At 72.3% G+C, this 25,488-nt stretch carries 22 protein-coding genes; 11 read left to right on the top strand and 11 right to left on the bottom strand.

Translation table 11 applies throughout. The features are described from left to right. Window positions 1–3: 3 nt before the first annotated feature. From NQO67_RS02545 to NQO67_RS02555, 3 genes are read right to left on the bottom strand one after another with little or no spacing between them, the layout of a single operon-like run. Window positions 4–1,452, bottom strand: a complete 1,449-nt coding sequence (locus tag NQO67_RS02545; RefSeq protein ID WP_255945841.1) for an FAD-dependent oxidoreductase — start codon at window positions 1,450–1,452, stop codon at window positions 4–6. Beyond that, a complete protein-coding gene (locus NQO67_RS02550; protein ID WP_255945843.1) occupies window positions 1,449–2,084 on the bottom strand; it encodes an aspartate/glutamate racemase family protein in 636 nt (211 codons plus the stop codon). Before NQO67_RS02550 ends, NQO67_RS02545 begins: the two co-directional genes overlap by 4 nt. Next, window positions 2,081–3,544, bottom strand: coding sequence for an MmgE/PrpD family protein (locus NQO67_RS02555; protein ID WP_255945845.1), 1,464 nt, complete (start codon window positions 3,542–3,544; stop codon window positions 2,081–2,083). The genes NQO67_RS02550 and NQO67_RS02555 overlap by 4 nt, the downstream gene beginning before the upstream one ends. Before the next feature lie 242 nt (window positions 3,545–3,786). Between NQO67_RS02555 and NQO67_RS02560 the strand changes: the two genes are divergently transcribed. The 6 genes from NQO67_RS02560 to NQO67_RS02585 all read left to right on the top strand — a co-directional run bounded on the left by NQO67_RS02560 (window position 3,787) and on the right by NQO67_RS02585 (window position 10,374). Beyond that, on the top strand, window positions 3,787–4,617 hold the full coding sequence (locus NQO67_RS02560) for an IclR family transcriptional regulator (protein WP_255945847.1): 831 nt from the start codon (window positions 3,787–3,789) through the stop codon (window positions 4,615–4,617). Further along, window positions 4,614–5,831 carry a CaiB/BaiF CoA transferase family protein gene (locus NQO67_RS02565; protein WP_255945849.1) on the top strand — a complete coding sequence of 406 codons (1,218 nt, stop codon included), beginning with the start codon at window positions 4,614–4,616 and terminating at the stop codon, window positions 5,829–5,831. Before NQO67_RS02560 ends, NQO67_RS02565 begins: the two co-directional genes overlap by 4 nt. Next, window positions 5,828–6,658 carry an HpcH/HpaI aldolase/citrate lyase family protein gene (locus NQO67_RS02570; RefSeq protein WP_255945851.1) on the top strand — a complete coding sequence of 277 codons (831 nt, stop codon included), beginning with the start codon at window positions 5,828–5,830 and terminating at the stop codon, window positions 6,656–6,658. The genes NQO67_RS02565 and NQO67_RS02570 overlap by 4 nt, the downstream gene beginning before the upstream one ends. 69 nt (window positions 6,659–6,727) lie before the next feature. Further along, a complete protein-coding gene (locus tag NQO67_RS02575) occupies window positions 6,728–7,564 on the top strand; it encodes a cyclase family protein (RefSeq protein ID WP_255945853.1) in 837 nt (278 codons plus the stop codon). Further along, complete coding sequence (locus tag NQO67_RS02580) at window positions 7,564–9,027, top strand: MmgE/PrpD family protein (RefSeq protein ID WP_255945855.1); 1,464 nt, start codon at window positions 7,564–7,566, stop codon at window positions 9,025–9,027. The genes NQO67_RS02575 and NQO67_RS02580 overlap by 1 nt, the downstream gene beginning before the upstream one ends. A 39-nt stretch (window positions 9,028–9,066) precedes the next feature. Next, window positions 9,067–10,374 carry an MFS transporter gene (locus tag NQO67_RS02585; RefSeq protein ID WP_255945857.1) on the top strand — a complete coding sequence of 436 codons (1,308 nt, stop codon included), beginning with the start codon at window positions 9,067–9,069 and terminating at the stop codon, window positions 10,372–10,374. Window positions 10,375–10,460: 86 nt separating this feature from the next. Here NQO67_RS02585 and NQO67_RS02590 read toward each other — a convergent pair whose 3' ends face one another. The 5 genes from NQO67_RS02590 to NQO67_RS02615 form a co-directional block, all read right to left on the bottom strand. After that, window positions 10,461–11,873, bottom strand: coding sequence for an MFS transporter (locus tag NQO67_RS02590; protein WP_255945859.1), 1,413 nt, complete (start codon window positions 11,871–11,873; stop codon window positions 10,461–10,463). A gap of 66 nt (window positions 11,874–11,939) precedes the next feature. Beyond that, window positions 11,940–12,977, bottom strand: a complete 1,038-nt coding sequence (locus tag NQO67_RS02595; RefSeq protein ID WP_305125254.1) for a 2Fe-2S iron-sulfur cluster-binding protein — start codon at window positions 12,975–12,977, stop codon at window positions 11,940–11,942. After that, on the bottom strand, window positions 12,974–14,050 hold the full coding sequence (locus NQO67_RS02605; RefSeq protein ID WP_255945861.1) for a PdxA family dehydrogenase: 1,077 nt from the start codon (window positions 14,048–14,050) through the stop codon (window positions 12,974–12,976). Before NQO67_RS02605 ends, NQO67_RS02595 begins: the two co-directional genes overlap by 4 nt. Continuing rightward, window positions 14,047–14,544, bottom strand: a complete 498-nt coding sequence (locus NQO67_RS02610; protein ID WP_255945863.1) for an aromatic-ring-hydroxylating dioxygenase subunit beta — start codon at window positions 14,542–14,544, stop codon at window positions 14,047–14,049. The genes NQO67_RS02605 and NQO67_RS02610 overlap by 4 nt, the downstream gene beginning before the upstream one ends. Continuing rightward, the gene (locus NQO67_RS02615; RefSeq protein WP_255945865.1) at window positions 14,541–15,887 is read right to left on the bottom strand and encodes an aromatic ring-hydroxylating dioxygenase subunit alpha; all 1,347 of its coding nucleotides are present in this window, start codon (window positions 15,885–15,887) and stop codon (window positions 14,541–14,543) included. Before NQO67_RS02615 ends, NQO67_RS02610 begins: the two co-directional genes overlap by 4 nt. A gap of 149 nt (window positions 15,888–16,036) precedes the next feature. On the opposite strand from NQO67_RS02615, the gene NQO67_RS02620 reads away from it, so the two are divergent. Then, window positions 16,037–16,807 (top strand): IclR family transcriptional regulator domain-containing protein, encoded by a 771-nt coding sequence (locus tag NQO67_RS02620; protein WP_255945867.1) that lies wholly within the window; start codon window positions 16,037–16,039, stop codon window positions 16,805–16,807. A gap of 65 nt (window positions 16,808–16,872) precedes the next feature. Here the strand turns inward: NQO67_RS02620 and NQO67_RS02625 are convergent, their stop codons facing one another. Then, window positions 16,873–17,967 carry a baeRF2 domain-containing protein gene (locus tag NQO67_RS02625; RefSeq protein ID WP_255945869.1) on the bottom strand — a complete coding sequence of 365 codons (1,095 nt, stop codon included), beginning with the start codon at window positions 17,965–17,967 and terminating at the stop codon, window positions 16,873–16,875. Window positions 17,968–18,401: 434 nt separating this feature from the next. On the opposite strand from NQO67_RS02625, the gene NQO67_RS02630 reads away from it, so the two are divergent. From NQO67_RS02630 to NQO67_RS02645, 4 genes are all read left to right on the top strand, one after another. Then, entirely contained in the window at window positions 18,402–19,139 is a 738-nt protein-coding gene (locus NQO67_RS02630) for an RraA family protein (RefSeq protein WP_255945871.1), read from the top strand. A gap of 265 nt (window positions 19,140–19,404) precedes the next feature. Next, the gene (locus tag NQO67_RS02635) at window positions 19,405–20,148 is read left to right on the top strand and encodes a flavodoxin family protein (protein ID WP_255945873.1); all 744 of its coding nucleotides are present in this window, start codon (window positions 19,405–19,407) and stop codon (window positions 20,146–20,148) included. A gap of 157 nt (window positions 20,149–20,305) precedes the next feature. Continuing rightward, a complete protein-coding gene (locus NQO67_RS02640; protein WP_255945875.1) occupies window positions 20,306–20,902 on the top strand; it encodes a carboxymuconolactone decarboxylase family protein in 597 nt (198 codons plus the stop codon). 60 nt (window positions 20,903–20,962) lie between these two features. After that, a complete protein-coding gene (locus tag NQO67_RS02645; RefSeq protein WP_255945877.1) occupies window positions 20,963–21,790 on the top strand; it encodes an enoyl-CoA hydratase/isomerase family protein in 828 nt (275 codons plus the stop codon). Between the two features lie 223 nt (window positions 21,791–22,013). Here NQO67_RS02645 and NQO67_RS02650 read toward each other — a convergent pair whose 3' ends face one another. Together NQO67_RS02650 and NQO67_RS02655 are read right to left on the bottom strand one after the other, a co-directional pair. Further along, window positions 22,014–22,295 carry a winged helix-turn-helix transcriptional regulator gene (locus tag NQO67_RS02650; RefSeq protein WP_374118887.1) on the bottom strand — a complete coding sequence of 94 codons (282 nt, stop codon included), beginning with the start codon at window positions 22,293–22,295 and terminating at the stop codon, window positions 22,014–22,016. A gap of 202 nt (window positions 22,296–22,497) precedes the next feature. After that, window positions 22,498–25,464, bottom strand: a complete 2,967-nt coding sequence (locus tag NQO67_RS02655) for a non-ribosomal peptide synthetase (protein WP_255945881.1) — start codon at window positions 25,462–25,464, stop codon at window positions 22,498–22,500. Window positions 25,465–25,488: the final 24 nt, after the last annotated feature.

Genomic DNA, 25,488 nt, shown 5'->3' on the forward strand with positions numbered 1-25,488 from the left:
CCTCTATCGCGTGGTGTCCGTGGTGTCCGTGGCGCCGGACAGGGCGTTCGCCGCCTGCCAGGCGAGTCCGAGCGCCGGCAGCAGGCCGTTGCCCGCCAGATAGCCGTCCGCGCCCCGCCCGGAAATACCGTGTGCCGCCCCGCCCGAGGCGAAGAGCCCTCGGATCGGCGACCCCTGGCCGTCGAGGACGTGCGCGTCGCCGTCGACCACGAGGCCGCCCTGGGTGTGGAACAGGGCGGGGATCACCTCGACGGCCGCGAACGGCCCGCGCAGCGGCCCCTCGAAGAACGTCCGGCCGAACCGGTCATGCCCGGTGGCCGCCGTGGCCAGCGCGACCTGGTCGGAGACCGACTCCTCCAGGGCCTTCGCTGCACACCCGGTGCGTTCGGCGAGCGCGGTCAGGTCATCGGCCCACACCAGCGCTCCCGCCGCCACGGTCTGCTGGAAGTCCGAGAAGGGCAGGCACAGGTCGTGGATGCGGCGATCCATGACGATCCAGCCGCGCGCGCCCGGGCGGGCGGCGAGCGCCGCCGCGTACTCGGAGTAGCCGGTGGTCTCGTCGCCGAACCGGCTGCCTGCCGTGTCCACCATGATCGCGCCGTGCATGACGGTGGCCCACCCGACCAGCGTCCGTGAGCGGCGCGCGAGTGCCGCGTGGCCCTGGTAGGCGTCCATGAACGCGGACCGCGCGCCGTGCCGCAGCCCGATGGCCAGGCCGTCTCCGGTCGAGAACTGGCCGCCGTGGTAGTCGGCCGCCGCGATCTGGGGCAGGTGCCGCTCCACGAGGCCCCGGTGGGCGCCGTAACCGTTGGTCGCCAGCAGTACCGCCCGGGTGGCGATGGTCTCCCGCCGGCCGTCCGGGTACTCCACGACCGCGCCGGTGACCCTGCCGGCGGCACCGTCGGGGCCGCGCTCGACGTCCACCAGCCGCGCCGGGACCAGCAGGTCGATCGAGGGGGAGCGCCGTACCCGTTCGTACAGGTGCCGCAGCAGCGCCGAGCCGTGCCGGGTGCGCACCGTGTGCAGCCGGTCGGCGCTGTGGCCCGGATAGCTGAAGTCCCGCACCAGCTGGAGCGGTACGTCCACACCCTCGGCCAGCCACTCCACCAGCGGCGCACTGATCTTCGCGAGGGCGGCCGCCAGCGTCGGATCCGCCGTGCCACGGGTCTTCGCCGCGATGTCGGCGAGGAAGCGCGCGGGACCGTCCTCGACGCCGGCCGCACGCTGCCAGCGGGAGCCCGCACCGGGGATCATCGCGGTGGACATCGAGGTGTTGTTGCCGCGCAGGAACTGCTCGTCGGGGTCCACGACGAGCACGCTCAGGCCGTGCTCAGCCGCCCTGAGCGCACCGGCGAGACCACCCCCTGCACCGGCCACCACCAGGTCCACTCCCCAGTCGTCCGGGTCCCTCGCCGCTTCCGGGGTATCGGCCCTGTCTGCTTCTCCTGTCATGTCCGGCCTCCCGCCGCCAGGAGCCGCAGCGCCAGTGCCGCCGGGTCCACCAGCTCCACCGAGTGCCGTGCGTCGGTGTCCACGGCCGAGCAGCCGTTGATCACGGCCCGTACGCCCCGCGCCGCGAAGCCGTCGAGTGCGTCGTGCACCGCGTCGTTCCAGTGCCGGGTGTCGGCGATGGCGTCGAAGGCGAGGTCGAGCACGGTCACACCGGCGAACCACGGACCGTAGCCGTACTCCTCGATCCGCTCGGCGAACGCGTCGCCGATCACGCGGTTGCGGGTGACCGCGCCGAAGGTCCGTCCGGTCGCGACCAGGTGCGCCGCGCACAGCCGCAGCATGCCGACGGTCGGGACCCGCGCGCCGTCCGGTGCCACGGGGACGGCGGGGTCGAGCACGCAGTCCGGCATCCGGACGGCGAAGCCCTCGGATGGCGCCGCGGCCAGCGCCCGGGCCACCGCGGTGGTCGAGGCGGCGATGTCGTCCGGGGTCGCGAGCTCGCCGGGCGCATCGCCGCCCGCCTCCTCGAGGACGCAGGTGACTCCGGGCGGCGAGAGCCGCCGGTAGCGGTCGCGGCGTCGTGCCAGCTCGCCGGCGGCCATCCGGATCGGGGTGACGGAGAGGATGTTCATGCGGTGCCTCCTGGTACCGGTGCCGGCGGCGGCGTGCGGGCGGCGAGCGCCCGCAGCGGCGGTCCCACGTCGTCGGCGGTGCACAGGGCGTCGGCCGTGCGCCGCAACCGTTCCACCACGGCGCGCCCGCCCAGCAGTCCGGCGAGCACCGGCGACAACGTGTCCGAGGTGAACGGATGGTGGCTGCTGTCGCCGACCGGATGCGGTGCGCTGAGCTCCACGCGCCGGCCGCCAGCCAGCACCGCCGTCAGCCGGGTGGCGCGCTCGTCCGGTAGCCGCGCGGTCAGCGCCGGGTCCTCCGTGACCCTCACCCGGCGGGCGAGCGCGAAGACATCGGGCCGGTCGGCGGCGGTCGCCTCCGCCGCCGCGGGGGTCACCGCGCCGTCCAGCAGGGCCGTGGCGACGGCGTAGGGGATCGAGAACATCGCCCCCAGGCTGTTGTTCCAGTGCGTGCGCCGCAGCGGTGCGGCCAGCGCGTGCGTGTCCACGCGCACCTCGACCACTGCGTCGACGAGCTGCGCCTTCGTCACGGTGCGCAGATGCCGGGCGCGTAGCTGAAGGGCCAGGTCGGCGGCCGGGTGGGTGTACGAGCACGAGGCGTGCCGCTTGAAGTAGTTGTGCTGGATCTGCCAGTCCTCGCCCAGCCCGTCGGTGAGCACCTCGGCCGCGAAGTCACCGAGCAGGGTGCCGAGCGACAGGGCGGCCGTGCCCGTGTCGCGCACGACACCGGCCGCGGCCAGCCGTGCCGCGGCGAGCCCGGACACGGCAGCGGCGCCGATCCAGGCGTCCCGCACGCGGTGCCCGTCGAGCGCGGAGTCGAAGTGGCCCGCGATCGGCAGTCCGGCGGCCGTGTCGATGGCAGCCGCGACCTGCGGCGCGGGCAGGCCGAGCAGGATCGCGCAGCCGGCGGCGGCGCCGGTCACGCCCCAGTTACCGTGCGGATGGACGCCCCGGTGCAGCGCGGTGGCGCGACCGAAGCGCGCGGCCACCTCGTATCCGGCGAGCAGGGCACGCGCGGTGAGCTCGCCGGGGGAGCCCGACGACGCGGCCAGGGCGAGGATCGCGGGGAACGCGTGGCCGGCGGGATGGCCCTTGGCGTACTTTCCGCCCTCGTCGAGCTCGTTGCACACCAGAGCCGTCGCGTTCAGGTACGCGGCGGTGTCCACCTGCGTCAGGACGCCGGCGCCGAGCACGGGTGCGTCGCCCGCGGGCTGCGGCCAGGCGGCTCGGATGCGCCGCTGGCCCTCGGTGCCGGCTCCCGCGAGCGTCACCGCGAAGGTGTCGAGCAGGACCAGCGAAAGCCGGCTCCGCACCGCGTCCGGCACATCGGACCAGGCCAGTCCGGCCGCCCAGCGCGCGAGCTGCGAGGTGTGCTCCCGCGCCGCGGCCTTGGCGTCGCCCGCCGGGGAGGGGCGGTCGCATACGGCGGCCAACTGTGCGTCGGATGGTTCGGAAGGCACTCGCCCACCTCCTTCCCTGATGTTCCACTCAGCGGAACGATCATTGCCTCAATGGTTTCAGTGATCCGGAAACGACGTCAACACCTACCAGGAAGATCGGACCAACCGCGAGATTTAGGGCCGCTTCCCTTGACCGGGTGTGGTGTCAGTGTTTCCCTGATGTTCCATTGAGCGGTACGGACAAGAGATCGATCCGAGTGAGCCGCGGATCGCGAGCCAAGGGAACAGGCAAGAATGAGCCCATGACGACCCAACCTGGAACCGAGACCGCCGGCCGAGTCATCGACGTTCTCCTGCTGTTCACCGATGGACCCGACGACCTCGGGGTCTCCTGGATCGCGCGTGAACTCGGCCTCAGCAAGGCCGTGGTGCACCGCATCCTCCAGACCCTCGTCGCCCGCGGCATGGTGGTGCTCGACCCGCAGACCCGGCTGTACCGGCTGGGCCCGACCGCCGCGGCGCTCGGCGCCCGTGCGCTGCGCGAGTTCGACCTGCGCGCCGTCTCCGCCGGCACCCTTCGCCGCCTGGCGCAGGAGACCCGCGAGACGGTGACGCTCACGGCCCTCGTGCCCGGCGGGCGTGCCTACATCGACCAGATCGTCAGCACCCACGAGGTGAAGATGACCGTGGAACTCGGCCGCAGGTTCCCGCTGCATGCGGGCAGTTCCGGCAAGTGCCTCCTCGCCTTCCTGCCGGACCGGCAGTGCGAGGAGATCCTCACCGCGGAACTCTCCGCGCTCACCGACAGGACCATCACCGACCCGGCGACGCTCCGCACCGAACTGGCCGCGATCAGGGAACTCGGCTACGCGAGCTCCCAGGGCGAGCGGCAGGCCGACGCCGGCTCCGTCGCCGCGCCCGTGTTCGGCCTCGACGGTGACGTCCGCGGCTCGGTGTCGGTGTGCGGGCCGCGCTCCCGCTTCACCCCCGAGTTCGTCCGCGCCTGCGCGCCCCGCGTGGTCGAGGCGGCACGTGACATCTCCCACCTGCTCGGCTGGCAGGCCCCCGGCGCCAACGGGCGGGTGGCGTCCCTCGCGGCCTCCTCGCACGCGACGACGGAAGGATCTCCATGAACGACACCGCACCCACCGGCCGGGCGGCCGGCCGGGCCGCCCTCGACGGCATCAAGGTGCTGGACATCGCCACGCTGTTCGCCGGCCCCCTCGCCGCCACCCTGCTCGCCGACTTCGGCGCCGACGTCACCAAGGTCGAGCACCCCAAGGGCGACCCGGTGCGCCATCACGGCGCGAGCAAGGACGGCGTGGGCCTGTGGTGGAAGATGCTCTCGCGCAACAAGAAGGCGATCACCCTCTACCTCGGCAGCCCCGAGGGGCAGGACATCTTCCGCCGCATGGTCGCCGACGCGGACGTCGTCATCGAGAACTTCCGCCCCGGCACGCTGGAGCGCTGGGGCCTCGGCTACGAGACGCTGGCCGAGATCAACCCGCGCCTGGTACTGGCCCGCGTCACCGGGTTCGGGCAGCAGGGCCCCTACTCCAAGCGACCCGGCTTCGGCACCCTCGCCGAGGCGATGAGCGGGTTCGCCGCCATCACGGGCCAGCCCGACGGGCCGCCGACCCTCCCCCCGTTCGGCCTGGCCGACGGCGTGTCCGCGCTCACCGCCGCGTTCGGCATCATGACCGCACTGCGCGCGAGGGAGCACACGGGCCGCGGCCAGGTGCTCGACCTGGCGATCATCGAACCGATGATCACCCTGCTCGGACCGCAGGCCATCACCTACGACCAACTCGGCCAACTCCAACCGCGCACCGGCAACAGGTCGGCGAACAACGCCCCGCGCAACACCTACCGCACCAAGGACGGCACCTGGGTCGCCGTCTCCACCAGCGCGCAGTCCATCGCCGAGCGGGTGATGCGGCTGGTCGGACGCCCCGAGTACATCGACGAGCCGTGGTTCGCCTCCGGCGCCGAACGGGCCCGGCACGCGGACGAGTTGGACGACGCCGTCGGCTCCTGGATCGCCGAGCGCACCCGCAGCGAGGTCATCGCCGCGTTCGAGGAGGCCCAGGCCGCCGTGGCGCCGATCTACGACATGGCCGACATCTTCGAGGACCCGCAGTTCCAGGCCCTTCAGACGATCACGGAAGTGCAGGACGAGGAACTCGGCAGCATCAGGTTCCAGAACGTGCCCTTCCGGCTCAGCGACACCCCCGGCACGGTCCGCTGGCCCGGCCAGCGCAAGGGCCGCGACACCGCGGAGGTGCTCGGCGCGTACGGCGTCGGCGCCGACGCGATCGCCTCCCTCGCCGAGCGGGGCGTCATATGAGCACCCCGGACCACCCCATCTGGACACGGTCCTGGCTGTACGTCCCCGCCACCCGCGCCGACCTCCTCGACAAGGCGATGCGTGGCGAGGCGGACGCCGTCGTCCTCGACCTGGAGGACGCCGTACCGCCCGACCGCAAGGACGAGGCACGCGCCGCCGCGGTCAAGGCCGTGGGCGAGGACTGGCCCAAGCCGCTGTGGCTCCGGATCAACCAGGTCCGGCTCCCGCACGGGCAGGCCGACCTGGCGGCCCTCGCCGGCGCCCGGGTGCCGGGGCTGCGGCTGCCCAAGTGCGAGAGCCACCAGGACATCGCGACCGTGCTGGACCACGTGGACACCCGGCTCCACCTGCTGTTCGAGACGGCGCTCGGGGTGGAACGCGCCTTCGAGCTCGCCACCGCCGCCCCGCAGGTGACGTTCCTCTCGCTCGGCGAGGCCGACCTCGGCGCCGACCTGCGAGTCCGTGGCGACCAGGCGCTCGACTGGGCGCGGGCCCGCCTCGTCAACGCGGCGCGGGCGGCCGGCCTCGCGGGCCCGGTACAGAGCGTGTGGACCGACGTGACGGATCTGGCCGGTCTCGCCACCAGTACCGAACGCGCCGCTGACCAGGGATTCTTCGGAAGGTCCGTGGTCCATCCGAAGCAACTTCCCGCTGTCAACGCGGCCTTCACCCCGCGACCCGAAGAGGTCGACGAAGCCCGCCGGCTGGTCGACTCCCTGCACCGGGCCCAGGACGCCGGCAGCGCCGCCTGGCTCGACGACCGCGGTCGGCTGATCGACCCCGCGGTCGTGGCCCGCGCCCACTGGGTGCTGGACCGCGTGAGCTGACCGCCCGCGCACCCCAGCGCACGGCAGGCGCACCGCACCCCCAACCCGCACTCCCAAGCAAGGCAGGTCATGACCGCACCCCAGCCAACCCAGCCGTCCGACCATCCCCTGCTCGCCGCGCTCCCGGCGGACCCGCACATCGTCGAGCTGGGCCAGCCGCTGTTCACCGGGATGCCGTGCTCGCCCAACCACCCCGGCTTCCGTATGACCCTGGCACGCCGCCACGGCGACATGGTCCGCCCCGACGGGGGCTCAGCCGCCAACGAGGTCATCGTCACCGGAGGCCATGTCGGCACCCACATCGACGCGCTCAGCCACGTCAGCCACCAGGGCAAGCTGCACGGCGGGATCGACGCCGCCGAGGCACAGACCGGCGGGGCCTTCGCGCAGCACGGCGCCGAGCAGACCCCCGCCATGGTCACCCGGGGTGTGCTGCTCGACGTCGCCGCCGTGCACGGCGTCGACACGCTGCCCGGCGGGTACGGCGTCACCGCCGAGGACCTCCAGCGCGCGGCCCGACTGGGCGGCGCCGAGCCCGGGCAGGGCGACGTCGCCGTCGTACGCACCGGCTGGGCGCGTCACTTCGACGACCCGGTCGCCTACCTCGGCAAGGAGTCCGGCGTCCCCGGCATCACCGAGGACGCGGGCGCCTGGCTCGTGGCACGCGGCGTACGGGCCGTCGGATCCGACACCACCGCCTGCGAGCAGATAGCACCGGGCGCCGGCCACAGCGTGCTGCCCGTCCACCGGCTGCTCCTGGTCGAGCACGGCGTCTACATCATGGAGCACCTCGCCCTGGAGGACCTCGCCGCAACCGGCCAGCACACCTTCCTCTTCGTCGTCACCCCGCTCAGGATCGTCGGCGGCACCGGGTCTCCCATCCGCCCCATCGCGGTGGTGGCCTGATGCCCGACGACCCCAGGCCCACCACGACCCCCGCCCAGCGTCTCGCCGACTTCGCCGTGGCGACCCGGGACGGTGAACTCCCCGCCGAACTGCGCGAGAAGGTCACCGGGCACCTGCTCGACCTGCTCGGCAACAGCCTCGCCGCGCTACCCGAACGGCCCGGTGCCGCGGTGCGGGAACTGGTCGACGAATGGGGCGGCACCCCCGCCGCCACCGCCATCGGCTCCACGACCCGGCTGCCCGCACCCTCGGCGGCGCTGGTCAACGGCACCCTGGCGCACAGCCTGGACTTCGACGACACCCACCTGCCGTCCGTGCTGCACCCGTCGGCTTCCGTGCTGCCCGCGGCCCTCGCCACCGCGGAGGCGGTCGGCGCCACCGGGGCGCGACTCCTCGATGCCGCCGCCGTCGGTATCGAGGTCACCTGCCGGCTCGGCATGGCCCAGTACGACGAGGAACTCGGCAACTCCGTCTTCTTCGACCGCGGTCTGCACGCCACCGCCATCTGCGGAGCGATCGGCGCCGCCGTGGCCGCCGCCATGCTGCGCGGCATCGACGCAGCGGGCATCTGCTCGGCGATGGGCATCGCGGCGAGCATGGGCTCCGGCATCATCGAGGCCAACCGCACGGGCGGCACCGTCAAACGGGTGCACTGCGGCTGGGCCGCGCACGCCGGTGTGGTCGCCGCCGACCTGGCACGGCTCGGCCTGACCGGGCCGCCCACCGTCTTCGAGGGCCGCTTCGGCTTCTTCCAGGCGTTCTGCGGGGCACATTTCGACGCGGACGGCGTGGTGGCGGCCCTCACCGAGGGACTCGGCCGCCACTGGGAGCTCTCCCGGCTGTTCATCAAGCCGTACCCCTGCAACCACTTCACCCACGCCGGGGTGGACGCCGCCATGCGGCTGCGCCGCCGCGGTGTCGACCCCGCGCGCATCAGCCGGCTGACGCTCGGCGTCCCCGCGCCCGTCCTGCGCACCATCGCAGAACCCGCGGCCGAGAAGGCGCACCCGCGCTCCGGCTACCACGCGGCGTTCAGCGGCCCGTACACCGTGGCCGCCGGACTGCTCGCACGGCCCGGTGCACCGGGCCACGGACTCGGTGTGTTCCACGAGGACTTCACCGACGAGGCAGCGGCAGATCCCGCGCGTCTCGACCTCGCCGCACGCGTGACCTGCGTCGCGGACGAGGAATGCACCGCCGTCTTCCCACACCAGTTCCCGGCCGTCCTCACCGCGGAACTCGACGACGGATCCACCATGACCGAACGGGTCATGGTCAACAGGGGGAGCCCGCAAGACCCGCTCGACGCTGCCGAACTCACCGCGAAGTTCCTCGCCAACGCCCTCGGCGCGGGTGCCGAGCCCGCCGTGCGGGCGCTGGCCGACGAGGTGTGGAACATCGCCGGGGCCGCCGACACCGCCGCACTGACCCGCGCCCTGTCCGCGGTGGTGAGCAGCCCATGAGGCAGCACAGATTCCTCCTCACACCATCGAGGTGATTCCATGCATTCCTCGCGTTCCCACGTGCGGTGGCTGACGCTCGGACTGATCGTCGCCCTCATCGTGATCAACTACATCGACCGGAGCGCGATCGCCTACGCGGTCGACCCGCTCACGAAGGCCTTCGGCATCAGCACGTCCCAGTACGGGCTGATCAGCAGCGCCTTCTCCATCGGCTACATGGTCTTCGCCTTCCTGGCCGGCCCGCTCGTCGACCGCTACGGCGCACGGCGCATCCTGCTCGTGGGGGTGGCCCTCTGGTCGGTCGTCACCGCGGTGACCCCCGTGGCGGGCTCCTTCGTCGGCCTTTTCGCCACCCGGATCATCCTCGGTGCCGGGGAGGGCCCCGGGTTCCCCGCCGCGACCCGCACGGTCAGTCGCTGGATGCCGCTGAAGGAACGCGGGATCGCCCTCGCGATGGTCGGCGGCGTGGCCGTGGCCGGCTCGCTGCTGATCGGCGGTCCGCTGGTGACGCAGCTGATCGCGGCCCTGAGCTGGCGCGGCATGTTCTGGGCGCTCGCCGGGCTCGGCGTGCTGTGGTGCGTCGTCGCCGGCGCGCTGCTCAAGAACACCCCCGACGACCACAAGCGGGTGTCGGCGGCGGAGCGCGCGCACATCGCCGCCGGACAGCGAGAGGAGGAACGTGCATCCACGGGGCGCGTCCAGTGGCGCCCGATCCTCACCAACCGGAACCTGTGGATCATCGCGGTGGGGTACTTCGCATGGGGCTTCATGTTCTGGGGCTTCATGTACTGGCTGCCGGAGTACCTGTCGTCGGAGTACGACCTCAGCATCACCGCCGTGGGCCTGTTCACCGTGGCCCCCTGGGCGGCCGGCATCGTGGGCGCCCTGATCGGCGGCGTGATCACCGACCGCGTCTTCACCCGCACCGGCAGCGCGCGGAGCCGCCTCACCATCATGGGGACCGCGCTGCTGCTTTCCGGCGCCGCGCTGATCCCGATCTTCACCGCGCCGTCCCTGACCGTCTCGGTGACCTTCATCTCGATCGGAGTCGGCTGCGGCTTCGTCACCGGTGGCATCTGGTGGGTCGCCGCGATCGACGCGGCGCCCTCGCAGCCCGGTGTCGCGGCCGGTTTCGCCGACGCGGCGTTCGCCCTGTCCGGCATCGTCGCGCCGTCCGTGATGGGCTTCATCGTCAGCGTGACCGGCAGCTTCTCCAGCGGTTTCGTGGTGATGACGGTACTGGCCCTGATCGGCGCCGGATCGATGCTGATCCTTCCGAAGCGGGCCGCCGGGCAGGTGCAGCAGCCCGCCGACACCCCGGCCGACCTGGCCACCCGGGCCCGGTGAGAACGCACCCGCGCAGCCGACCGACCCGACCGCCGCCGCCCGCACCGGAACATGGTGCGGGCGGCGGCGGTCGGCCGTGCAGGGGGTCAGGGCCCGGTGACCGCCGGTTGCTCGGCCGGTTCGGTCGGCTCGGGCACCGGCCCTCGGTCGGAGCGGGTGCGGTCACGGGCGCCGAGGCGTAGCACGACGAGGCCCGCGAGGAGCATCGGCACCGACAGGGCGTAGAAGACCGCGGAGGCCGACCAACCGGCGCCGATGGCCGTGCCGACGGCGAGCGGGCCGAGGATCCCGCCGACCCGTCCGATGCCCAGCGCCCAGCCGACTCCCGTCGAGCGGATGGCGGCGGGATAGTAGACGGCGGCGAGTGCGATCAGGCTCTTCTGCCCGCCACTGACGCTGACCCCGGCGAGGAACGTCGCCGTCAGCAACAACCAGACGGGGGAGTGCAGGACGACGCCGGTGAGGGCGACGAAGACGAAGCCGACGCCGTACAGGACGGCGAGGGTGGCGAAGGCACCCAGCCGGTCCATGGCGGGTCCGGTGACGAACGCGGCGGCGATGCCCCCGACCGTGGTGAGCGTGGTGGCGGTGACGACGACGCTGTTGGAGTCGCCGAGATCGCTCAGCATGGTGGGCAGCCAGCTCTGCAGGGCGTAGAACTCACCGAGGTTGATCATGAAGACCAGCCAGAGCAGTACGGTCCCCACGATCTGCTTGCGGGTCACCAGCGCCGACAGGGCCGCCCGGGTCGAGCCGCCGTCGGGCTCGTCCAGCACCACCACGGGTCCGTCGTGCTTCGCGGGGCGCTCGGGAAGCTCCCGCCCGATGCGCCGCAGCGTGCCGTAGGCGCGGTCGATGCCCGCGTCCGTCCCCTGCTTGACCAGCCACAGCGGCGACTCGGGCAGCCACTTCAACAGCACCGGCACCAGCAGGAACGGCGCCAGGGCCCCCACCCAGGGCATGATGCGCCAGCCGTGCGCGGGGATGAGCCAGCCCGAGACGGGCCCGGCGACCGCGAAGCCCACGGAGAAGCCGCAGTAGATGGCCAGGACGAAGCTGGCCCGAAGCCGCTTCGGGCTGAACTCCCCGGTGAGGGTGACCGCGGACGGTGCCGCGGCGCCCAGCCCGATGCCCGCGAGGAGACGCAGGACGAGCAGCTCGGTGACGTTCTCGGCGCCGGCCGTGCCCAGCGTGGTGACGCCGAAGATGACGGCGGCGCCGATGATGACACGGCGGTGCCCGAACCGTTCCGAGAGCGGGGACAGCACGAGGTAGCCGATCATCAGGCCGACCAGCGCGGCGGAGAACACGGGCCCGAGCGCCGCGGACTGGAGCCCCCAGTCCGCGGCGATGTGCGGGGCCATGAAACTGATGGCCTGCGTGTCGAACCCGTCCAGGAACATGACGAGACCGCACAGGGTGACCACGGCGTACTGGTATCGGGTGACACGTCGTTCGTCGACGAAGTCGGGGAGACGCACAGGAAGGTGCCGGGACATCGCTACCTCGATTCGCGGGGAGCCGGTCGGCGGGGCGGGGCGGGGCGGGGAGAGGCGGGGCGGCGGTCAGACGGCTGCTGCGGTAGCGGCGTCCTGGCGTTGCTCGCCGGAGGCCACGAACGCGTCGCAGAAGAAACGTGCGGGGTCCAGTGCCCCCTTGGTGGTGAGCGTGTCGAGGGCGGCGCGGGTCATGGTGTCGCTTCCGCAGGCGTAGACGTCGTGGCCGGACAGGTCCGGGTGGTCCGCCAGCGCCGCGTCCTGGACGTGGCCCACGCGGCCCGGCCAGCCGGTTTCGGGTCGGGACAGCACGGGCGTGAAGGTGAGCCAGGGCAGCCGCGCGGCCCAGCCTTCGGCGGTGTGCCGCTCGTAGAGGTCCTGCTCCCGGCGCCCTCCCCAGTACAGGTGGAGGGGTCGTTCGTCGCCGCGTCTGACGCAGTCCTCGATGAGGGAACGCACCGGGGCGAACCCGGTGCCGGTGGCGAGCAGGACCGCGGGCCGGCCGGACCCGTCGGAGTCCGTGTCGAGCCCGAACTCGCCGTGCGGCAGTTCGACGGTGAGCTGGTCCCCCTTGCTGAGGCGGGGGGCGATCTGCGCGGAGAAGCGTCCGTGCGGAACCACGCGGACGTGCAGCAGGACGCTGTCGTTGCGGTGCGGGGGGTTGGCCAGGGAGTAGCTGCGCGTGTCGCCGTCGGGAAGAAGCACCTTGAGGTACTGACCTGCGGTGAACCTGACGCGCCGCCCCGCGGGAAGCCGGAGCTGGAGGGTGACGACATCGTCGGCGGGCCACGTGACCCGGTGCACCCGCAGGGTGTGCACGGTCCGGGACACGGCGCCGCGCTCGGTGATACGGCGCGGGGCGACCACGAGGTCACCGCGCGGCCGGGTCTGGCAGAGCAGCACGTCGTCCGCAGGGCCCTCGACCGCCCCGTGCCCGCGCACCTCGGCCCGCCCCCCGGCGAGCCGGCCCGCGCAACTGGAACAGACTCCCTTGCGGCACGAGTGGGGCAGGGCGTATCCGGCGCGTTCAGCGGCGTCGAGAACGCTTTCGTCGGGGGCGCAGGAGAAACGGATGCCGGTGTCGGCGACGGTGACCTGGTGGTTCATGGACGGGTCTCCCCAGAGTGGGCGGGGTCGGCGGGCGGGGCGCTCGGGGCGGTGCCCGCGGTGAGCCGGAGCGCGGTGAGGACGGCCGAGGGGTCGGCGACGCCGCGGCCCGCGATGTCGAAGGCGGTGCCGTGGCCGACGCTGGCGAAGACGAGGGCCGCACCGACGGCGAGTGCGGCGGCACCCCGTCCGGCCAGCAGTTTGACGGGGATGTGGCCCTGGTCGTGGTACATGGCGACGTAGGCGTCGAAGCGCCGCTCTCCCGTGCGGTCGCCGAGCACCATGTCGGCGCCGAACGGGCCGTGCACGTCGATCCCTTCGGCGCGCAGCATGCGCACCGCGGGTTCCGTGACGCGTTGGTCGTCGTCCCCGAAGAGGCCGCCCTCGCCGGCGTGCGGGTTGATCCCGAAGACCGCGATGCGCGGTGCGGCGATTCCGGTCCCGGTGAGGTAGGCGTGCGCGGCACGCGCGGCGTGGCCGACCCGCTGCGGGGTGAGCTCGCCGGTTGCGTCGGCCAACCGCTGGTGGAGCGAGGCGTGCACGATGCGCAGCCCACCCCCGACCAGCAGCAGGCAGACCCGCTCCTGCGCCACGCCCACCAGCCGGGCGAGCAGCGACGGGTAGCCGGAGAAGCGGATGCCGGCCGCGTTCACGGCCTCCTCGGAGTGCGGGCATCCGACGACGGCACGGGCGCGCCCCGCCTGGACGGCAGCGACCGCCGTGCGCAGCGCAGCGATGGTCGCGGCGCCGGCCTCGGCACGTATCTCACCCGGCCGGAAGGCCGCGGGGGGCAGCGCTTCGGGGACCGGCAGCAGGTCGAGGACGTCCGCCTCGGCCACGGCCGTGCCGTCACCCTCGCGCACCCGCAGCCCGGACCGGGCCGCGTAGTGCCCGACGACGTGCCGGTCGCCGACCACGACCGGGGCCCCGGTGCCGAGTTCCCGTACCGCCCGTACGGCGAGTTCGGGTCCGACACCGTTGGGGTCACCGGTGGTGAGCAGGGTCCGGAGCGCCGGCCGGACGGGCACCCGGACGGCCGCCTCCGGGGCGGCGGGGTGGCCGGGCGCGGTCACAGCGGGATCGCCAGCAGCGTGTCGACGGCCGGGCTGTCGAGGACGACGGTGCGCTCGGCGAGCAGCAGGCGGGTGTCGTCGTACACGTAGCGGTCCACGTAGCGGCCGGTCGCGAAGACGCTGGTGGCTCCGTCCCGCATGATGCGGGCGACCAGGAACCCGGTCTCGCTGCGCACGCCGTCCGTCGACTCCTCGAGGATCGCGGGCATGCCGAGGATGTGACGGTAGGCGTGCTGCTCGTAGATGTTCGCCTCGCGCAGGGCCGAGATCCGGTCGGCGAGCATGTCCCGGTTGTCTGCCCAGACCAGGCCGGCGGGCAGGCCCTCCCGGTGGTTGGCCGCTGTGGTGATCCGGTAGTGGGCGTCGGCGGTGAAGAACGACGGCCACTCCTCGAGACGGTCGCCGTCGATGCAGCGCGCGTAGGCGGCCTGTGCCTGGGCGACGTCCCGGAAGGCGTCGGCTTCCCGGGCCGGCCGTGCGGGGGCGGTGGTCACTGGGCGGCCTCCTTCTGCTGGGCGGCTGCGGTGCCGGGGAGCGGGCGGGCGGCGACGGGCTGCGGGGCGGTTGCGGGGGTGGGGGCGGTGCCAAGGTCCATGCCGCTGCGGTACTCCTTCCAGAAGCCGCGTACCGACGCCTCGGTCACCCGGCTTCCGCTGGAGGCGGCGTCGGCGCCCCCCATCTCCAGGACCGCCTGCTGGGTGGCCGCCCCGGCGATGCCGCGCTGGACGAACCCGCCCACGCAGCCGTCCTCCATGGAGACGAATCCGGCCGGCCCGACCAGGTTGGACTGCTTGAGTCGGACCTGCGTCTGCTCCGGGGTGTCGTCGGCGAAGCCGAGGTACGTCCAGTTCAGCCGGGTGGACGCGACCCCGCGGGGCAGGATCTGGCGCACCGCCACCGCGTTCTGGATCTGCTGGAGCACGAAGCCGGGGAACACCGACAGGATCTGGAGGGTGATGTCGTCGCCGACCTCGCTGAAGCCTTCCAGCAGGGACGGGTCCTTCAGCGTGTACGCGCTGTCGGACCGCAGGTTCTGGCGGCTGTAGCCGCCGTCCTTCTCCGCGCCGTCGATCGCCGAGTACGACACGTGGTGGGCACCGGACTCGCTGACGATGATGCCGCCGCGCTGGCTGAGCCGGTTGATGCCGAACGTGGTGAAGAAGAGGTGGAGGATGCTGGCGTGGTAGGAGTCCTTGACGTTCTCCACGTAGAGCTTCCAGTTGTTCGGCAGCACCTGGGTGAAGCGGCCCAGCACGACCGGTGTACGGCCGCCGAGGACGCGCTCTATCCGACCGCGGACCTCGTCTCCGAGATAGTCCTCGATGTCGTCGACGTCGTCGTCGAAACTGCCGAAGACCAGGCCGTGCAGGGAGGCGATGCGCAGCTTGCGCGGCCCGTGGTCCGCCAGGCAGAAGTGCCGGGGCATGCCGCCCTGGCCCTTGATGCCGTCCTGGAAGGCGACACCGGTCAGGTCCCCCTGGAGGCTGTAGCTCCAGGCGTGGTAGACGCAGGTGAAGTCCTTGGCCCCGTGGCCGCCGTCGTCGAAGGCGAGGAGGGCTCCGCGGTGGGCGCAGCGGTTCTCGAAGCCGTAGAGCTCACCGTCCTCGTCGCGTACGACGATGACCGGGGTGTCGCCGACGAAAGTGGTCCGGTAGTCGCCGGCCTGGGGTACCTCGGCCTCCAGGCAGAGATAGCTCCAGTAGGGGCCGCGGAACAGCTTCTCCTGCTCGGCCCGGAAGACGTCCTGGCGCTGGAAGACCCAGTAGGGGACGCGGGTCAGCTCGGCGGGCCAGGCGAGGCTTTCAGCCTCACTGCCCGGGGAGACCGTGCTGGTCACGGGTGACTTCCTTTCCCGGGCGCTGGGGGAGCCCGGATGCCGCATGGGTAGATCGTGTTCGCAAAACGAACGCAACTACGATTTCGCGAACATGTAAGCTACGCGGCGAATCCACTGTCAAGGGGTCTGCGCACACAACGGGGAGTTCGATGCCGGAGGAACCGCGTCCGCGTGCACCCGAGGGAATGGCCGGTCTCGCCAAGGGACTCGCGGTCCTGGAAGCCTTCGACGCCCGGCACACCAGCCTCACCATCACCGAGGCGGCCCGCCTCACCGGGTTGGCCAGGGCCACCGCACGCCGGTGCCTGCTCACCCTCGTCGACCTCGGGTACGTGACCCAGGACGGGAACGACTTCCGGCCCACCCCCCGGCTCATCCGGCTCGCCGAGGCCTACAGCGCCACCGATCCGCTGCCCCGGCTGGCCCGGCCGCAGCTGGCCGCGGCCCGTGGGATCCTCACGGAATCGGTGTCGTTGGCGGTCCTGGAGGACGGCCTGTCGGTGTTCGTCGCGCGCGCCGAGGCGGAACGCATCGTCGCCGCGGGCGTCCGGATCGGGGCCCGGCTGCCCGCCGGCTCCACCGCCACCGGCCGGATCCTCCTCGCCGCCCTCGACGACGCCGAGATCGACGCCTACCTCACGTCGTTCGAACCCGTCGCGCGCACCCCGAAGACGCTCGTGGACAGGGCGGAGATCCGGGCGGCCATCGCCGCGGCGCGCACCGACGACGTGAGCTTCACCGACGAGGAGTTGGAGCTCGGCATGCGCTCCATGGCCGTCCCCGTCAGGGACTCCCGGGGCGCGGTCCGTGCCGCGCTGAGCGTGAGCGTCTTCACCGCGCGTATCTCCCTGGCGGGCATGCGTCGGGAGTTCCTCCCGGTGCTGCGGGAGCACGCCGACGCGATCGGCAAGATGCTCTGAACCACCGCGAGGTTCGACGTGTCCGGAGGGCCGAAGGGCGGCGGCGCCGCCCCCTTCGGCCGTGCTCAGTGCCGCAGCAGGGCCGCGACGCCGTCCGTGCAGCGGACCGGGGGCAGGATCTCCGTGAAGGAAGCGCCACCGAGGACGGCTGACCGCAGCAACAGGGGACGCGCCGGGGCGCTGAAGACGGTGGGGTCGTCGCCGAAGACGGTGGCATCGCTCCCGAGCACCTGCCGGTCACGCTGGGAGGCGTAGAGCAGGCTTTCGTCCTCGGTGCCGACCGGCGCCAGGAACAGTGTCTGCACCCGCCCCTGCGACAACGCCTCCTTGACGGCGGGAATCCCTTGCAGCGCCCGGTCGCCCGCAAGGGCTTCCCCCAGCTGCCGCAGGGCATCCGCGTGGTTGGCCGCCATCACCTCCCGGAGGGCCTGGTCCGCCGCGCTGCGCAGGGCGGCACGTGCCGACGCGTCGGTGCGCCCGCCTCCCACCTGGACCAGGGGACACGACACCATGGGGGCCAGGTGCTCCCGCAACAGGCCGAAGGCCTTGGGGTCGCCGGCGACCAGGATCACCTCCGCTTCCACCGCGGCAACGGCGTCCCGCACGTCCTCGGCGGCCCGGGCCGTGTTCGCTCCCCACACGCTGGCCGTGCGCCGGTGGAAGGAGGCCTGTGCCTCGGCCCCCGCGCGGACCCGACTGATGTGCAGGGTGCTGCCGTTGAAGGTCCGACGGAACGCCGGCTCGTGCGCCGCGGCCGGATAGGCGTCCACGTCCGCCCCCTCACGGTCGACCGCCACCACCACGTGCGGCACTTGGTGATCGCGGTCGAAGGCCACGAGTAGCGGGTCGGGCACCGGCAGGTAGCGCGCCTGATCGGCCGGCGGAGGCGCCGCCATCGTGTAGGTGCCCAGTACCTGCCCGGCCGAAGCGAACAGCGCCTCGCCTTGGGGCCCCGGCAGATCGCCGACCCCGCCCACGACCGCGTCCAGCGCACCGAGGGTGTCCTCGCCGGCCCCCTGCCCCGCCAGCGACCGGCGGGCCGATCGCCACCGCGTGTCGATCAGCCGGTCGGCGTCATGCGTGGCACGGGTGGTGTCGAGGTGGACGGAGGCGACCGGGGCCTCCCCCTCGTAGAGGGCACGCAGATAGGTCAGATCCATGCGGCACCGGGGGTGTCACCCCCACCCTTCCGAAGGGAGCAAATCCGATAAAACAGACATTAGCAGCGGTCGGCGCCCCGTTCGGGCACCGGTCACCGCTGGCCGGGCCCGGGCCCGCCGGCCCACGCCGTGCCGACAGAAGGTCTCCGGGGACCGCGTCACCATGGGGATCCGCCGCCTCGCCGATCCGCCACGCAGCGCGCATCCTGGAGGGGGAGTCCGACTCTTGCGGCCGTCGGCTGCGCGTACGTGCCGACGACGACAGTGCGCGCCGGCCGGTCCCGGAGCCGAAGGCACGGCCTGGGACCGCGCCGTCGGCCGTTTTTCCGGGCGGCCCGCGCCACCGCATCACCCGAGTGGCGCATCGCCTCCCGCTGTCCCTGGTCCGCGCGCTGGCCGGTCCCGCCGTCCATGACCGCGAGGGAGGTATCAGTGTGGGTGAGCAGCATGCGGACGAGCAGAACACGGCTGAGCAGGACACGGGCGAGCGGCGTCCGGGCGGGTCGGGCGCCGACCCGAATGCGCTGGTGGCCGGGCTGGCGTGTGCGTCGCTGGTGGACGCGATGGGCCGCCTCTACGGGCACCGGGCGCACATCCTGAGCCTGGTCAGTCCCACTCCGGAGCGGATCCTGTTCGGTCCGGCGGTGACCATCGCCTATCTGCCGCACCGCGACGACCGCACCGAGACCAACGAGCTGGGCTTCGGCGGCTGGTTCTACCGTGCGGTCGCCGACGCCGCGCGGGGCAGCGTGCTGGTGCTCTCCAGCGGGGGCTACCCGGACGCCTCGCACGGTGGCGGCACCAAGCTGTCCCGCCTGCACAACCACGGCCTCGCCGGCGTCCTCACCGACAGCAGGCTGCGGGACTTCGGCGAACTCGCCGGCTATGACTTCTCGACCTGGTGCGCGGGTGAGGCCACCCACTGGGGCGGCGGCACCGTGACCCCGTCGGCGGCGAACGTGCCGGTCGAGGTGGGCGGCGTCTGCGTGATCCCCGGCGACTACGTCTTCGCCGACCGCTCGGGCGCCGTCGTCATCCCGGCCCGGGGCCTGTCGGACGTGATCGCGCAGGCCCGCCGTGTCGACGCGGACGACGCGCGCTCCCTGTCCGAGATCCGCGCGGAGGACCCCGAGCGGATGCGCACGGGCGATCAGCGGGCCACCGAGCAGTAGACACGACGTGGCCGGCACCGCGGCGGCCAGGGGTCGGGCGCGACGCGGGCGCCACGCGGCGGTGACGTGACGCACGGGCGGCCCTCGTGCGCAGCGTGCTCCGCGTCCGTCGACGTCTCGGTGTCGCCGCCGTTTCGTTCGGCTGTCGGGGTGGTACGTCGGCGCCCGATGCCGCGTTGTCGCGGTGTTGATCGCCGGGCCAGCACCATGGTCAGCGTTGCGCCGCGGTGAAGGGCACGGCGGCCCGATGCGCGGAGGGTGCCGTATGACCATCTCGAGCGAGGACCGGCCGGCCCCCGCACCGCCGGCCCGTTACGACGATCTGCGGGCGCTCTACGTCAACTGCACCCTCAAGCGCTCCCCGGAACGCAGCAACACCCAGGGCCTGGTCGACCGGAGCATGGAGATCATGCGGACACAGGGGGTGCAGGTGGAACTGGTCCGTGCGGTTGACGAGGACATCGCCACCGGTGTCTGGCCCGACATGACCGAGCACGGCTGGCCGAGCGACGCCTGGCCCGCGCTCTACGAGCGGGTCCTGGCGGCCGAGATCCTCGTCCTGGCAGGGCCCGTGTGGCTCGGCGACAACGGCTCGGTGACCAGGAGGGTCGTCGAGCGGCTCTACTCCTGCTCCAGCCTGCTCAACGACCGTGGCCAGTACGCCTACTACGGCCGTGTCGGGGGTTGCCTGATCACCGGCAACGAGGACGGTGCCAAGCACTGCGCCGCCGCCGTCCTCTACAGCCTCCAGCACGTGGGATACACCATCCCGCCGCAGGCGGACGCGGGCTGGGTCGGCGAGGCCGGCCCGGGCCCGTCCTACCTGGACGCCGGCTCGGGCGGCCCCGAGAACGACTTCACCAACCGCAACACCACCTTCATGACCTGGAACCTCCTCCACCTGGCCCGCCTGCTGAAAGACATGGGCGGCATCCCGGCCTACGGCAACCAGCGGTCCGCCTGGGACACCGGCTGCCGCTACGACTACGAGAACCCGGAGCACCGGTAGGACCGGGCCGTTCCGGCTGGGTCGGCCAGGCGCACGGGCTACGACGGTGACGCCTTCAACCGCCCTGAGGAGCCCGGTCGATGACGAGGACTCATGGCGCACTGCACCGTCAGAACATGCTTCTATTTTCGAAGCGCCATGTGCTAGCGTCACGCACATGCTTCGGTTTTCAAAGCACGCAGGGTCGCCGCGCATCGCCCCCGTGGAACCGCCCTACGACCCTGAGACGGCCGCGGCCCTGAACCTGCTGGGCGCGCCGATCGCCCTGTTCAGGATCTTCGCCCGCCGCCCGGAGCGAGCGCACGGCATTCACGGCTGGGGGCGCTACTACCTGTCACGCCGTTCGGCCCTGGGCCTGCGTCATCGTGAGTTGGTGATCGACCGCACCACGGTGCGGTGCGGAGCCGGGTACGAGTGGGGCGTCCACATGGCGACCTTCGCCGAAAAGGCCGGATTCGACGCCCACCAGATCCGTTCCCTCGTTGCGGGAGGCCCGGAGGACGGCTGCTGGGCCGACCCCGCGGACCGCGCCGTGCTGCGTGCGGTGGACGCCCTGTGCGCGACGCACGACCTGTCCGACGACCAATGGAGGGAACTGACGGATGCGATCGGCCAGGAGGCGACCGTGGACCTGCTGCTGCTCTGCGGGTGGTACCACGCGATCTCCTTCACCGCGCGTGTCCTGAGGCTTCAGCCGGAACCCGGAACGCCGGCCTTCAGCGACTACGGGTCGTGCGAGGGCGTGTACCCATGAGAAGGCGTCGCGTTCGGGTCCTCGCGGAGCCGTACGCGCGCCCGTCAGAGGAGTTGTCCGATGGCTCACGACCATCACACCTACAACGGTCTGCGGGTCAGCGTCGATGGCCCAGTCGCATCCGTGACCATCGACCATCCGCCGATGAACCTGCTCGATTCGGTGCTGCTCGACGATCTGAGCAGGCTCGCCGCCCAACTGGAAAGCGACGAGAACGTCCGCGTCGCGGTGTTCGACAGTGCGGACCCCGCCTACTTCATCGCCCATTACGACGTCCAGGCCCTGCTGGACAGGCCTGCCACCACGCGCAGGGCCGGCACCCTCAAGCCGTTCCATCGCCTGATGGAGACCTACCGGACGCTCCCGACGGTCACCATCGCGCGCATCCGCGGACGGGCGCGCGGCGGCGGCAGCGAGTTCGCGCTGAACCTCGACATGCGCTTCGGCGTCATCGGCGAAACGATCCTCGGCCAGTTCGAAACCGGCGTCGGTCTGATTCCGGGTGGTTCCGGAACCCAACGGTTGGCGCAGCTGGTGGGACGGAGCCGTGCCTTGGAGATCATCCTGAGCGGCGGCGACATGGACGCCCGACTCGCCGAACGCTACGGCTGGATCAACAGGGCGCTGACCGCAGCGGAGATCGGCCCCTTCGTCGACACCCTCGCCCGCCGCATCGCCGCGTTCCCGTCGCACGCGGTGAAACTGGCCAAGCAGGCCGTGGACGCTGCCGGTCCGCCCGGACACGAGGGACTCCTCGAGGAGGCATACCTGTTCGGGCAGGCACTGGCCGGCACCGAAACCAGGAAGCGCCTGCGGGACTTCCTCAACGCCGGCGGCCAGACCCCCGAGGGCGAACTGGACATGGACTGGCTGCTCGAGCGGCTCTGACCAGGCAAGCGCCGCACCACCCGCTGTGCTGCACCGGTTCGGTCCGCTATGCGCCGGTTGAGGCGGTGCCCTAGGCGGACACCGTCACGGCCCGCACTGCCGCATGGCCGCCGTCCTCTTCCCCGGCCCGGACGACTGACCGCGCCGCCCGCATGGCTCCCCCTGCCAGGCACCGCTACTCGGCAGCCCAGGCACACGTCAGGGGATCGATCCACCGTTCGGGCTAGCTCCGTGCAACCGGATCGTCGTCTTCCAGTGCCACCGCCCATGCGCCGGACCACGCCACGAGTGGGCGTAGCGCCTGGTGCGCACCGCGGCCCAGTTCGGTGAGCCGGTAGGCGGTGTCGGGCTGCTGCTCGACGATCCGGGCGTCGAGCAGTTCGGTCAGTCGCTGTCGCAGGACGCTGGACGACATGCCGTCGCAGCGCTGCTGAAGCGCCCGGAACCCGAGCGCGCCCTCTCTCAGTTCCCAGACGATCCGCAGGTTCCATCGACGTCCGAACATGTCGAGCGCGGCCATCAGGGGGCGCCCGGTGCTTGAGCCACGGACCGGAACCCCCGGCCTCGGCGCTGGCAATGCGTCACCTCCCACCCTCTCGGTGTTTCGGATTCCGACACGGTACCGCCCCGTCGACGAGCGGAGCGGGCACACGCGACGGGGAAAGGGGAACGACCGGTGACGCTGCTGCTTTCCCGATCGGACCTGGCTACGAGTTGTGCACGATCCACCGGGTGCAGTTGAGGAGTTCGGTGTCGGTGGTGGGGTGCCAGGCCAGGCCGCAGGAATCGGCGAGTTCGGTGCCTCGCTTGGCGGAGAAGCGCAGGTGACCGTTGCGGAACAAAGCGTTGAGGCCGTCGGTGTCGGGTTCCGGCAGGAAGGTGAGCAGGGGTGACTCGTCGCCGCCGGCCGCCACGGCGCGGTAGAAGTCCGGATAGTCCACCGGGCGGAGCGGCACCAGTTCGGCCAGCGCCGCCATGACCTGTTCCAGCGGGACGGCCTCCGGCCGCAGCAGGTGGAAGGTCTCGTTGTCCCGGCCGGTGCCAAGGGCACCCACCACTGCCGTGGCGACCTCGTCGACCGGTGTCCAGTCGGTGACGGCCGTCGTACGCGGGCTGAGGCCGAGGCGGGCGCAGGCGCGCAGCAGCAGGTCCAACTGGGCGTGCCGGTTGCCCGCGCCGGTGAGCGAGTGCGGCATGACCTCACCGAGCCGATGGACGGTGACCGGTACGCCCCGTGCCCTGGCCGCCGTCAGAAGCTGCTCGGCCGCCCACTTGGAGCGGCTGTAGCCGTCCTCGGGCAGTTCCTCCGGGAGCGGGTCCTCCTCCAGCACGCGCTCCCTGCCGTCCTCGTCCGGGAAGACACCGAGGGTGGAGAGGTGATGCAGGCGCTTGGGCCTGCCGGTGGTGGCGAGCCGCAACAGCTCCCCGGTGCCCACCACGTTCGGCGCGCGCAGTCCGGGATAGCCCAGGGCCAGGTTGACCAGCGCGCCGCAGTGCAGCAGTGAGTCGACGCGCCCGGCCAGCCGGGTCCAGGCCTTCGTGCTCAGGCCCAGGCGGGGCTGTGCCAGATCACCCGGGACGAGAACGATCCGCCGCGCGTCGTGGGACCGCCCCAACCGGGCCATCACCTCGGCGACGCGGTCGGCCTGGCCGCTGGAGCGCAGCAGGCAGTGCACCACCGCGTCGGTGCGGTCGAGGAGTTCGCCCAGCACATGGGCGCCGATGAAGCCCGTCATACCGGTGAGCAGCACTTCAAGCGGTTCGCCGGTGGGCGTCGGACCGGGCCCGGGGCGCAGGACGGACGCGCGTGCGATGTCGGCGAGCAGCAGCGCGCGGTCGTCGGGACCCGCACCGTCCTGGTGCAGCAGCGCCGCCTGCTCCCGCAGCGTCGCGGCGGCGGCGAGATGGCGCGGCGGGACCCGCACGCCCAAGGCGCGGTGCATGGCGGCCGAGAGACGCTGAAGGGTGAGCGAGGTACCGCCGAGAGCGTAGAAGTCGGCCTCCGGGCCGGGGTCGGCGCCGCGCAGATCGGCCAGCAGCTCCCGCCAGAGCGCGGCGACGGCCTCCTCCTGCGCGGTGAGCCGCCCGCCCCCTGCCTGACCGGCGAGCCGTAAGGAGGCGAGCTCGGCCAGTGCCCGGCGGTCGGTCTTGCCGTTGGGCGTGAGCGGCATCCGATCAAGCAGCAGGAAGGTACGCGGCACCGCGTGGGCCGGCAGCAGGGCACGACTGTGCGCGTCGAGTTCGGTGGAAGTGAGCGTCGCGTCGGTGGTGACGCAGCACACCAGACTGCGCAGGTCGCCCTCGCCGTGGATCACTGCCCGGGCCTGCGCCACCTGCGGGTGCGAGGCGACGGCGGCCTCCACTTCGAGCAGGTCGATCAACACCCCGCCCAGCTTGACCTGCTGGTCCTGCCGCCCGACGAACATCAGCAGCCCGTCGGGCCGCTGCCAGGCCAGGTCCCCCGAGCGGTAGAGCCGGCGTCCGGGCAGCTCGGGAAAGGGGTTCTCCACAAAGGCCTCCGCCGTACGGGCCGGATCGTGCAGATAGCCGGCGCCCAGGCAGTCTCCGCCGAGGTGGATCTCACCGACCTGCCCGGGCGTGACCAGCGCCCCGTTCCCGTCGAGCAGCACGGCACAGGTGTTGTCGATCGGGCGGCCGATCGGTATCGGTCCGGTGTCGGCATCCGAGATCTCGTGGAAGACGGAACCTATCGAGCACTCCGTCGGCCCGTAGGTGTTGGTGAGCCTGACCTCCGGCAGCAGCTCGCGGAACGAGCGGACGGCGCTCGGGTCGATCGCCTCGCCCCCGATCAGCAGATGCCGCAGGGAGGAGAGCCGCGCCGGCAGCCCCGGGTCGGAGTCGAGCAGATCGACCAGGGTGTTGAAGACCGAGGGCACGAAATCGGTCATCGTGACACGGTGCCGGGCGATCTCGTCGATGGTCCGGGTGAGGTCGAGGACGCCCTCACGGCGAGGCAGCACCACCCGGCTGCCCTTGGTGAGCGGCCAGAGCAGCTGCCACATGGAGGAGTCGAAGACATGGCGGCTGTTCTGCAACACCACGTCCGGACCCGCACCGAAGCGCCGCGTCATCGTCAGGAACCGGTTGAGCAGACCGAGATGCCCGTTGAGCGCGCACTTGGGGGTCCCCGTCGAGCCGGAGGTGAAGAAGCCGTAGATCAACTCGTCGGTGCCGGGCACCGCGTCGCGCACGGGCCCCACGCCGTCGGGCGCGCCGGTCCCGGTCACGCGCAGTACCGGCACACCGAGCCCGGGAACCGGGCCGGGTCCGGTCCGCACCGCCAGTGGCGGCCGCAGCGCCGCGACGCTCTCGTGCAGACGGTGCTCGGGCCACGCGTCGTCTATGGGCACGAACGGCGCGCCCAGCTTCATCGCGGCCAGCATCACCACGGCCAGCTCCTGACCGCCGGCCGTGATCACGGGTAACAGATCGCCGCGGCGTAAGCCACGCCTGCGTAACTCACCGGCCCAGGCCGCCGCCAGCTCGATGATCTCGCCATAGGTGAGGCAGGTGTCGTCCCACAGCAGTGCGGGCCGCTGGGGTGCCCGCCGCGCCTGTTCCTCGATCAGGTGAATAGTCGTCCGGTCGGCGGGATAGTCCACCCGGCGCCCCTGGAAGTCGGTCAGGAGCTGGTGTTTGAGTGCTGAGTGCACTTTTCTCCCCTCACGGTCGTGGAA

It is taken from the genome of Streptomyces odontomachi (genome assembly GCF_024435355.1).
In the GTDB taxonomy this organism is placed as follows: domain Bacteria; phylum Actinomycetota; class Actinomycetes; order Streptomycetales; family Streptomycetaceae; genus Streptomyces; species Streptomyces odontomachi.